This is a genomic window from Kitasatospora sp. NPDC004240 (assembly GCF_053603215.1).
In genome coordinates, this window is record NZ_JBSGFD010000274.1 from 1 (window position 1) to 8,891 (window position 8,891).

The 8,891-nt window shown below is 71.0% G+C and carries 8 protein-coding genes and 7 pseudogenes; 7 read left to right on the forward strand and 8 right to left on the reverse strand.

What is annotated here, in order from left to right; genetic code table 11:
- Nucleotides 1-362, forward strand: a pseudogene (locus tag ACWEQL_RS38610) (transposase); the annotation flags it as partial.
- Between the two features lie 301 nt (nucleotides 363-663).
- On the opposite strand, the gene ACWEQL_RS38615 reads toward ACWEQL_RS38610, so the two are convergent.
- Complete coding sequence (locus tag ACWEQL_RS38615) at nucleotides 664-1,236, reverse strand: TetR/AcrR family transcriptional regulator (RefSeq protein ID WP_452155643.1); 573 nt, start codon at nucleotides 1,234-1,236, stop codon at nucleotides 664-666.
- A 108-nt stretch (nucleotides 1,237-1,344) separates the two neighbouring features.
- Between ACWEQL_RS38615 and ACWEQL_RS38620 the strand changes: the two genes are divergently transcribed.
- Nucleotides 1,345-2,484, forward strand: a complete 1,140-nt coding sequence (locus ACWEQL_RS38620; RefSeq protein WP_452155645.1) for an FAD-dependent monooxygenase — start codon at nucleotides 1,345-1,347, stop codon at nucleotides 2,482-2,484.
- Between the two features lie 240 nt (nucleotides 2,485-2,724).
- Here the strand turns inward: ACWEQL_RS38620 and ACWEQL_RS38625 are convergent, their stop codons facing one another.
- A complete protein-coding gene (locus ACWEQL_RS38625) occupies nucleotides 2,725-2,916 on the reverse strand; it encodes a hypothetical protein (protein WP_452155647.1) in 192 nt (63 codons plus the stop codon).
- A 333-nt stretch (nucleotides 2,917-3,249) separates the two neighbouring features.
- Between ACWEQL_RS38625 and ACWEQL_RS38630 the strand changes: the two are divergent.
- Nucleotides 3,250-3,516, forward strand: a pseudogene (locus ACWEQL_RS38630) (AAA family ATPase); the annotation flags it as partial.
- Between the two features lie 32 nt (nucleotides 3,517-3,548).
- On the opposite strand, the pseudogene ACWEQL_RS38635 reads toward ACWEQL_RS38630, so the two are convergent.
- Nucleotides 3,549-3,767, reverse strand: a pseudogene (locus tag ACWEQL_RS38635) (DUF7919 family protein); the annotation flags it as partial.
- A 272-nt stretch (nucleotides 3,768-4,039) separates the two neighbouring features.
- Here ACWEQL_RS38635 and ACWEQL_RS38640 point away from each other — a divergent pair.
- Nucleotides 4,040-4,204, forward strand: a complete 165-nt coding sequence (locus ACWEQL_RS38640) for a hypothetical protein (protein WP_452155649.1) — start codon at nucleotides 4,040-4,042, stop codon at nucleotides 4,202-4,204.
- A 40-nt stretch (nucleotides 4,205-4,244) separates the two neighbouring features.
- Here ACWEQL_RS38640 and ACWEQL_RS38645 read toward each other — a convergent pair whose 3' ends face one another.
- From ACWEQL_RS38645 to ACWEQL_RS38655, 3 genes are all read right to left on the reverse strand, one after another.
- A complete protein-coding gene (locus ACWEQL_RS38645) occupies nucleotides 4,245-4,799 on the reverse strand; it encodes a dihydrofolate reductase family protein (RefSeq protein WP_452155651.1) in 555 nt (184 codons plus the stop codon).
- Nucleotides 4,800-4,895: 96 nt separating this feature from the next.
- Nucleotides 4,896-5,624: a helix-turn-helix domain-containing protein gene (locus ACWEQL_RS38650; RefSeq protein ID WP_452155653.1), complete on the reverse strand. Its 729-nt coding sequence runs from the start codon at nucleotides 5,622-5,624 to the stop codon at nucleotides 4,896-4,898.
- 242 nt (nucleotides 5,625-5,866) lie between these two features.
- On the reverse strand, nucleotides 5,867-6,859 hold the full coding sequence (locus ACWEQL_RS38655) for a GlxA family transcriptional regulator (RefSeq protein ID WP_452155656.1): 993 nt from the start codon (nucleotides 6,857-6,859) through the stop codon (nucleotides 5,867-5,869).
- Between ACWEQL_RS38655 and ACWEQL_RS38660 the strand changes: the two are divergent.
- Nucleotides 6,857-7,246: pseudogene (locus ACWEQL_RS38660) on the forward strand (integrase core domain-containing protein); the annotation flags it as partial. The gene ACWEQL_RS38655 and the pseudogene ACWEQL_RS38660 sit on opposite strands and share 3 nt — an antisense overlap.
- Nucleotides 7,247-7,323: 77 nt before the next feature.
- On the opposite strand, the pseudogene ACWEQL_RS38665 reads toward ACWEQL_RS38660, so the two are convergent.
- Nucleotides 7,324-7,392 (reverse strand): annotated as a pseudogene (locus ACWEQL_RS38665) (helix-turn-helix domain-containing protein); the annotation flags it as partial.
- Between the two features lie 211 nt (nucleotides 7,393-7,603).
- On the opposite strand from ACWEQL_RS38665, the pseudogene ACWEQL_RS38670 reads away from it, so the two are divergent.
- Together ACWEQL_RS38670 and ACWEQL_RS38675 are read left to right on the forward strand one after the other, a co-directional pair.
- A pseudogene (locus ACWEQL_RS38670) lies at nucleotides 7,604-7,855 on the forward strand (transposase family protein); the annotation flags it as partial.
- 34 nt (nucleotides 7,856-7,889) lie between these two features.
- A complete protein-coding gene (locus ACWEQL_RS38675) occupies nucleotides 7,890-8,669 on the forward strand; it encodes an ISAs1 family transposase (RefSeq protein WP_452155658.1) in 780 nt (259 codons plus the stop codon).
- Between the two features lie 51 nt (nucleotides 8,670-8,720).
- Here the strand turns inward: ACWEQL_RS38675 and ACWEQL_RS38680 are convergent.
- Nucleotides 8,721-8,855 (reverse strand): annotated as a pseudogene (locus ACWEQL_RS38680) (ribosomal protein L7/L12); the annotation flags it as partial.
- Nucleotides 8,856-8,891: the final 36 nt, after the last annotated feature.

The window sequence follows — 8,891 nt, forward strand, 5'->3', positions numbered from 1 at the left end:
CATGGAGGCCTACCTCCTGGGCGTGTCCACCCGCTCGGTCGACGACCTGGTCAAAGCCCTCGGCGCGGACACCGGCATCTCCAAGAGCGAGGTCTCGCGCATCTGCGCCGACCTGGACGAACAGCTCACCGCCTTCCGCACCCGCCCCCTCGGCCACACCCGCTTCCCCTACATCTACCTCGATGCCACTTACTGCAAGGCGCGGGTGAACCACCAGATCGTCTCCCGGGGCCGTGGTCGTGGCCACCGGCATCACCCAGGACGGGGGCCGCGAGGTGCTCGGGGTGATGGTCGGCGACGGCGAGACCGAGGTGTTCTGGGCCGAGTTCCCGCGCTCCTTGCGCGAACGCGGGCTGGCCGGCCGGGTCTTGTGCGGTCGGCTGACCGTCGGGGCGGGGCCATCCGTGATGACCGGCTTAGCGGCGGGGGCGTTCTCCGAGCCCTTCGTGTGGCGGTCCTCGCCGCTGTTATCGACGTGGATGTCGCCGGGACACCTGCGGACGCGTTCTGCGCGTACTGCACCCGTCATCTGCGCGTGGCTTATGTCGAGCGCCTGCACGCGTGCGTCGAGCTGTGCGCCGGTGCCTTCGGCGTCGCTGTCCGGCGGGGCGAACTGGACGTCGTGCATGTGTTCTGACGTTGTCGGAGGAGTCGGGCGGGCCGTCAGTCGGTGAGGGTGGCGCGGATTGCCGGGGTCAGGACGTCCGCGATCTGTTCGGGCGTGAGTGCTGTCACGGCGGGCAGTTGCAGCAGGTACCTCGTCAGGGCCAGCCCGAGCAGTTGGGAGGCGATCAGGCCGCCGGAGCGGGCGGCGGCGGCGTGGCCCACGGCGGCCGTCAGCGCGGGGGCGACCTGGGTGGCGAACACCTCGTGCATCCGCTGAGCCGCTCGCTCGTTGGTGACGGCGGACCGGAGCAGCACCAGCAGCGCGTCGTCGGAGGGGTCGCTCTCCCAGCGGTTGAGGAAGTGTCGGACGAGCGTGCCTGCCAGCTCCTCGGGCGCCACGCCGGACAGGTCCGGCAGACGTAGGTCGATGGCGAGTGCGGCGTCGAAGAGCTGTTCTTTGCTGCCGAAGTAGCGCATCACCATCGACGGGTCGATTGCGGCATCCGCGGCGACGGCCCGGATGGTGGTGCGCTCGTATCCCTGGGCGGCGAAGCGATCTCGCGCGGCCCGGAGGATCGCGGATCGGGTGGCTGCTGCGGACCGGCGTGCTCCCTGCTCACTCATCGTCATGCCAACAATCGTAGGCCAACGCCTGTTGACTTTCCAGCGTCGACCGGCGCACCATGTCAACAGTTGTTGGCCAACGGGCGTTGGCATCGGACTGAAGGGGGCACCACGATGAACACCACCGAGCGCACCGCACTCCCCGCCAGCACCCACGTCGCGATCGTCGGCGCCGGCCCCACCGGCCTGGCGCTGGCCGTCACCCTGGCCCGGGCGGGCATCGACTTCGTTCTGCTCGACCGCCTCGCCGAGAGCCCCCGCACCTCCCGCGCCGGCGTCGTCCACGCCCGAACCCTGGAGGTGCTGGAGGAACTCGGCGCCGCCGACGCGTTGCTCCCTCGCGGCCTGCGGCTGAGTCGCTTCGCGGTCCGCGACGGCGCCCGCCGCCTGCTCGACATCGGTTTCGAGGCCCTTCCGACCCGGTACCCGTTCACCCTGCTCACCCCGCAGTACGAGACCGAGGCCGTGCTGCTCGCCCGGCTCCGCGAGCTCGGCGGCGACGTCACCCGCCCCTACGAGGTCACCGAGGTACGGCAGAACGCCGACGCGGTCACCGTCACCATGCGCACCGGCGAGCAACTGCGGGCCGCTTACGCGGTCGGGGCCGACGGCATGCACAGCGTCGTCCGCGAGGCCGCCGGCATCGGCTTCACCGGCGGCTCGTACGGCCAGTCCTTCGTCCTCGCCGACGTCACCATGGACTGGGCGCCGACCGCGGAGGAGGTGTCGCTCACCTTCGGCACCGCCGGCCTCACCGTGGTCGCCCCGCTGCCCAGGGACAGGTACCGGGTGGTCGCCACCGTCGACGAAGCCCCCGCCGAGCCCGACCGGCAGTCCGTCCAGCGGCTGCTGGACGAACGGGCTCCCGGACAGGCGAAGATCACCGGCCTGGTCTGGTCGTCCCGCTTCCGGGTCCACCACCGGGTCGCCGACCGCTACCGCTCGGGCCGACTGTTGCTCGCCGGCGACGCCGCCCACGTGCACAGCCCGGCCGGCGGCCAGGGCATGAACACCGGTATCCAGGACGCCTACGCCCTCGGCCGGGCCTTCACCACCGGCCGACTCGACGAGTACGAGAGCAAGCGGCGCCCGGTAGCCGTACGCGTGGTGGCCTTCACCGACCGGATGACCCGCATCGCCACCGCGACCGGCCCGCGCCGGGCGCTGCGCAACGCCCTGCTCCCGCTCCTCGGCCGCACCCCCGCCTTCCGCCGCCGCCTGGCCACCGAGCTTGCCGAGCTGAACTACCGCTGACCGCCCGCCACCGCACGACGGCAGCGCACATCCACCGCCCGGGCGACAGCCGCCCGGGCGGTTCCTTGCGGCAAAGTGCCGATCCCCGTGGGCCGACGGTGGGTAACCCGGCCGTCCACCGCTCCCGCTCCGCGGGCTTTGCGGGTCAGCGCGCGGCTGTCAGAGCCTCACCGCAGCCCAGGATGTCGGCGATGAAATTCAGGGCCCCACCGCACTCCACGGAAGTGAGTTCCGCGCCGCTCACACCGAGGTCGCCGAGAACGCCGTCGTCGCCCAGGGGCCGGACGGGGCGACCGCGAATCCTTCCGTGTCCTCGCTGCCGTCGGCTTCGTCGCGGCCCGTGAGCCCGTCGACCAGAACGGAGCCGGAGGAACTGCGGGCGGCGATTGCCGCGTCCGAGACGAACACCCGCGCCTCGTCGTCGCCGTCCACCCGGACGCCGCCGGATGCTCGCCGTCGGCGGTGGGTACGCCACTGCCGTGCCGCCGCTGGGTACGTTGCACCGGGTGGTGCGCCGTGACCGCTTGGCGGGACGGACGCTGGTCATCGAGCGTGAGCCGAATCTCGCCGAGCCGCTGCGCACCGACCCGCTGGGCGAGCTGGGTCTGGGTACGGTCAGCGGCGCGGGTTTGGGCGGTCAGGTGTTCCTGCGTGAGCAGTCGCGCCTGGCGCAGGTACCGGTCCTGGTGCCTGGCGCAGGTCGTCGTCACGCCCGCGGTCGCATCTGTGGTGCAGCGCGTCGCGCATGCCGCGGCGGTTGGGGCGGTGGCCTGCCTGTACGGGGACGCGGGGCACGGCAAGACGGTGGCTCTGCAGTACGCGCTGTCGCAGTTGCCGAACCCGGCCCGGGTCCGCCGGGTCCATGTCGGGGTGCATCCGTCGGTTCCGGAGCTGCGCCGGGTGCTGGCCGACGCGCTGCAACTGAAGAGGCTGCCGCACTCGACCGGCGCGGCGGACCTGGTGCTCCTGGAAGCGCTGCGCCGGCCCAGGGTCCTGGTCCTGGACGAGGCACAGTGTCTGCCCGCCTCGGCGTTGCAGTCGTGGTGGCCGAGGCACTCGTTGACGGCCTGGGCCGCGAGGAGGGCCTGGAGCTTCCCGGCGAAGGCCGCTGGGACGTCTCCGGCGATCCAGGGCTCTCTCGTGTCGAGCCAGCCGATGTTGATCCGCTCGTAGGGGGCCTCGAAGCTGACGAATCGGTAGCCGGTTGTCAGGTCGGTGAAGGTGTCCCGGCCGTGGTCGCGGTAGCTGTAGGGGCGTGAGGTCTGGATAGAACACCAGTGCATCCTGTCACCGGTGCCCCGCTGTCGATGCCTGGCCAGCCTGGGGCGGACACCGCCCGCCACCGGCCGCCCCGCCGCGCGGTAGCGCCGGGGCGCGGGCGGTTGGGTCGGTGGGCCACCAGTCGTCGGCTTCGTCGGCCTCGGCGATCGTGCGGAGGAGCTCGGGGCCGACGGACCGCCGGTTCTGGGCGGATAGGAAGGCGTGACCGAGGGTGGCTTCGACGGCCCAGTGCGAGGACGGGGCGTTCTGGAGCGCGAACTCCAGGGCCTGCGCGATGTCCTCTCAGAAGTGTCCACTGTTCGGGGTAAAGCCCACCTCGATGCTCGCCCTGCACCTGCTCCAGTCCGCCCTGATGCACGTCAACGCACTGCTGCTCCGGCAGGGCCTGGCCGGGCCGAAGTGGGCCAGGAACTCACCGCCGGGGACCGGCGCGGGCTGACCGCGCTGTTCTGGTGTACCCGGCCCTCGCCGAGCAGTGCTCAGCGCGTCGGACGGTAGGTCGCGATGATCACTCCGCTGCTGGTCGGCTGAGCGCTGACCAGCTCCAGCTTCTTCAGGGCGGCGTCGTCGGCGAACAGTTTCTTGCGGCCCTCGCCGGCCACCACCGGGTGGATCAGCAGTACCAGTTCGTCCAGCAGGTCCTGCTCCAGAAGCGAACGCACCAGCGTGGGGCTGCCCGCGACGGTGATGTCCTTGCCCTCTCCCGCCTTGAGCTCCTCGATCACGGCCGTGAGATCGCCGTTGATGAGCGTGCTGTTCGCCCAGTCGTCCACGCCGTCCAGCGTGGAGGAGACGACGTACTTGGGCGAGTCGTTGATCCACTTGGCGAAGCCGGCGTCCTCGCCGTCGGTCACCGTCGGCCAGTACCCGGCCCACTCGGTGAACGTCACCCTGCCCAGCAGGATCGTGTCGGCCGTCTCCAGCGTCTTTCCCAGCGCCGCGCCCATCTCCTCGTCGAAAGCGAACTGCCACTCGTTCGGCGACTGGGCGACACCGTCGAGCGAGACGAACAGACCCGAAACGACCTTGCGCATGATTCCTCCGTGATGAGTTCGGGGCCGCCTTACCGGGCCCGGCCTGGATAGCGCTCCGGCCGGGGCGGGCCGACCCCGTCGGCTACGTCAGGAAGACTATGCGGGCATCGGGGAGGAGGGCTTGTACAGAAGCGACAGCGGCTCCGCCCTGTCCGGAGCACTCAGCTGAGTGGCGGTGCGGCCGATGAACCGGGTCAAGGACCGCGCCAGGTGCGGCTGGTCGAAGTAGCCCAGCCGGTGCACGACGTCCTGCGCCGGCACCCCCTCCTGGATCAGTACCGCCGCCTCGCGGGCACGGTGGATCTGCCGGATGGCCCCCCGGGTGAGGCCCGTTGCCGCGACGAAACGCCGCTGGAGGGTCCGCTCGGAGACATCGGGGGCCGCGCCGCCGAGCACCGCGGGCACGATCGGGTCGCAGTCCACGATGCCCTCGCGCACCATGCGTCGCACGAACGCCTCCGCGTTGTCGTAATCGGGCACGTGCCAGGCGGAACCCTTCAGCCACACGGAGCTCCGGGTCACGTCGGGGATCTCCGCGCTGCCGCCCACAAGCCGGCTGATCGGCACGTGGGGCATCGAGGTGCCCAGCGCGAAGCTGATGCCGAAGAACGTGGCGTCCTCGGGGACGGGAGCCGGACAGGCCTTGGGCTCCGGGCCCAGCACGGCCGCCTGCGTCCGGCCGTCGTGCTCCCAGAAGACGAGCTCCCAGTGCGACGCCGCGATCGACGTCATCCGGCCCACCTCGGTGCTGCGGCTGCGCCAGACCCGCTCGATGTGCGGCAACTCCGACGGCCGACTCTCGATCTCCAGACCCAACCGGACCATCCCCCGTTCACTGCCGCCTGGGCCGCCAGTGTGTCACGTCGAGCGGACGGCCAGAGCTGGTGCGAGATGCGCGGGAGGGATCGCCGTCGACGGCAGGTTCGCGCTGGCCCATATGGTCCGCGCGAGCCGGTTTGGCGGCCACCGCCAAACCGTCCGCGGCCTCGCGCGTCCGGCGCGGGGTCCCCGGCCGCTCCTGTGCGCCGGTCTGCCTCTTCTCCTTCGCCAGCGCCTGGTCCTCGGCGTCACTGGTGGCGGGGCGGGTGTGCGGGGGTGGGGGTGGAGAAGTGCTGGCGGTAGCGGTCGGGGGTGGTGGACAGCCGGCGGGTGAAGAGGCGGTGGAGGGTTTCGCCGTGCTTGTAGCCGACCGTGCGGGCGATGGTGGCGACGGTCAGGCCGGTCGTCTCCAGCAGGCGGCACGCCGCTTCGAGGCGGAGGGCTTCGACGAGCTCGGCCGGGGTGGTGCCGGTCTCGGTGCGAAAGGCTCGGGTGAAGCTGCGCTCGCTCATGCCCGCCCGGGCGGCCAGGGCCGCCACGCCGAGATCCTCCTCGAGGTGGTCGGGCAGCCAGTCCTGCACCGCCCGCACCGCCGGGGTCCGCGCGCTCTGCGCGCGCAGTTGGGTGCTGAACTGCCGCTGGCCACCGGGCCTCCGGGTGAAGACGACGAACGCGCGGGCGATCTTCTGGGCCGCCTCGGGCCCGTGGTCGCTCTCGACCAGGGCGAGGGCGAGGTCGATGCCGGCGGTGACGCCCGCCGAGGTCCACCGGTCGCGGTCGTGCACGTAGATCCGGTCCGCCTCCACCCGCACGCGCGGAAAGCGCTCGGCGAGCTGCTCGGCCGCACCCCAGTGCGTCGTGGCGCGGTAGCCGTCGAGCAGCCCGGCCGCGGCCAGCAGCAGAGCGCCCGCGCACACCGCGCACACCCGCCGGGCGCGCCCGGCGAGCGCGGGCAGCTCGCGCACCACCTCGCCGGACGCCGAGGCGTCAAGGGCCCCGAAGCCGCCGACCACGATCACCGTGTCGATCTGCGCCCCGGCACGGGCGACCTGGCGCAGCGTGTGCTCGGTGTGGATCCTCAGCCCGCCGAAGGCGGTGACGGCCCCGGCCCGGGGCGAGGCCGTCACGACCCGGTAGACCTCGGCCCCCAGCAGGGTGTTCGCCGCGTTGAAGACGTCCATCGGGCCGGCCAGCTCGGTCAGCTGGATCCCGTCGTAGACGACGAGGACGACGGTGCGCAGTGGATCGTGCAGCTCGGACGCAACCTGCTCATGGAGATCGAGGACGCGGGCAGCACGGCCGGGTTCCTGATCCGTGACCGCGACTCGAAGTTCACCGCCGCCTTCGACGCCCTGATGGCCGATGCCGGCCTGAAGACGGTCACCACCGGCATCCGGATGCCGCGGATGAACTCCCTGATGGAGTGCTGGATACAGACCTGCCGTAGGGAGCTTTTGGACCGTACCTTGATCTGGAACCAGCGTCACCTCCTCCACACGCTCCGTGAGTTCGAGGCCCACTACAACGGGGACCGGCCACACCGAGCGCTGATGCAGGCCGCGCCCCTGCGCTTGCTACCTGAACCGATCAACCCGCCAGGGCACGTCACACAGCTGGAGGTCCTTTGACGAGACCGACTCGGCGGCACACTCCACGAGTACCAACATGCCGCATGACCAGCGCGGATGATTATTCGGCACCCGCACTGCCGCCGGATCCGCTCCCGCGCGGCCCTCTCCGCGTCGGTCAAGCCGCCGCCCTGTGCGTACCTCACAGCACACGACTACCGGGGTAGGGTCGTTTCAAAGTCCTGGTGAGCACGTGAGTCCGCAGGTCATGGCGATGGATGGGGCCTGGCCCGTCACGAATGCACCGAAGCTCCGGTTGAACGGGGTGACCTTCCCAAGTCGCCCTGAACCGCCGGAGCTTCGATGTGCCGCCAGTCTGCCACCGTCTGCCTGGTCAAGTCGCCCGCTCTGGACAGCATGGCGGCATTGTCGCTGGTGGAGCGGTTGCGGTTGCTGCCCGATCCGCGTCGACGTCGAGGGGTGCGTCACCCGTTCGTGGCAGTGCTCCTGGTCGCCGCCTCGGCGGTGGTCGCCGGCGCGCGCTCGTACGCGGCCATCGGCCAGTGGTCCGCGAACGCTCCGCAGCACACCCTGGCCCGCCTGGGCGCCAGGGTCGCGGGAGCGCTGAGCGTGCGCGTCGCACCGAGCGCCGCCACGATCCGGCGAGTCGTCGGTCTGGTCTGCCCCGGCGGGATCGGCCTCGATCGCCGTGGACGGCAAGGCCGCCCGCGGCTCCCGGCACGGCACTGCGCCCGCCGCCCACCTGCTGGCCGCGATAACCGGAGACGGCCGGACCGTCACGCAACTGCGGGTGCCCGACAAGACCAACGAGATCACCTGCTTCACCGCGCTGCTGGCGCCCCATGACCTGACCGGAATCACGGTCACGGCCGATGCCCTGCACACCCAGCGCGCCCACGTGCGCTTCCTCGTCGAGGAGAAGAAGGCCCACTACCTGTTGGTGGTCAAGGCCAACCAGCCCGAACTGCACCGCCGACTGCGGTCATTGCCATGGAAGGACGTCACCGCGCGCCGCTACGACCGCGAGGCCGGCCACGGCCGCCGGGAGACCCGCGTGACCAGAGCCCTCACCGTCACCGGCCTCGGACTCGACTTCCCACATGCCGTCCAGGCCGCACGCATCCTGCGCCACCGCACCCACCTCAAGACCGGCACAGTCAGCCGCCAGACCGTCTACGCGATCACCGACCTGACCTCGCAACAGGCCTCACCCCAAAGGCTCGGCCAGCTCGCCAGATCGCAGTGGACCATCGAGAACCGGCTGCACTTCGTCCGCAACACCACCTTCGCCGAAGACGCCGCCAAGATCCGCACCGGACACGGACCCGAGAACATGGCGACCCTCCGCAACCCGGCGATCAACACGCTGCGACAGCACGGGCACCGCAACATCGCTTCCGGCCTCCGGCACGCCTCCTACGAGCCCTTCAGCCGCCCGCTCGACCTCCTGGGCATCGCCTGACCAGCACACTCGCAAGATCACGGGACTTTGAAACGACCCTGCCTCCACGACCACGACCGGGGTGGCCTCCAGCAAAAGCTTGCTGTGCCAGAGACTCAGGCCTGATATCGCTCGGACTGCCTGGATGACGTCCAACTTCGTAGTGCCGACCTCGGTCAGCAGCACGCTGAACTCCGGGTCCTCCATGACCACCCCTTGTCGACGCGAGACGAACAACTGGGC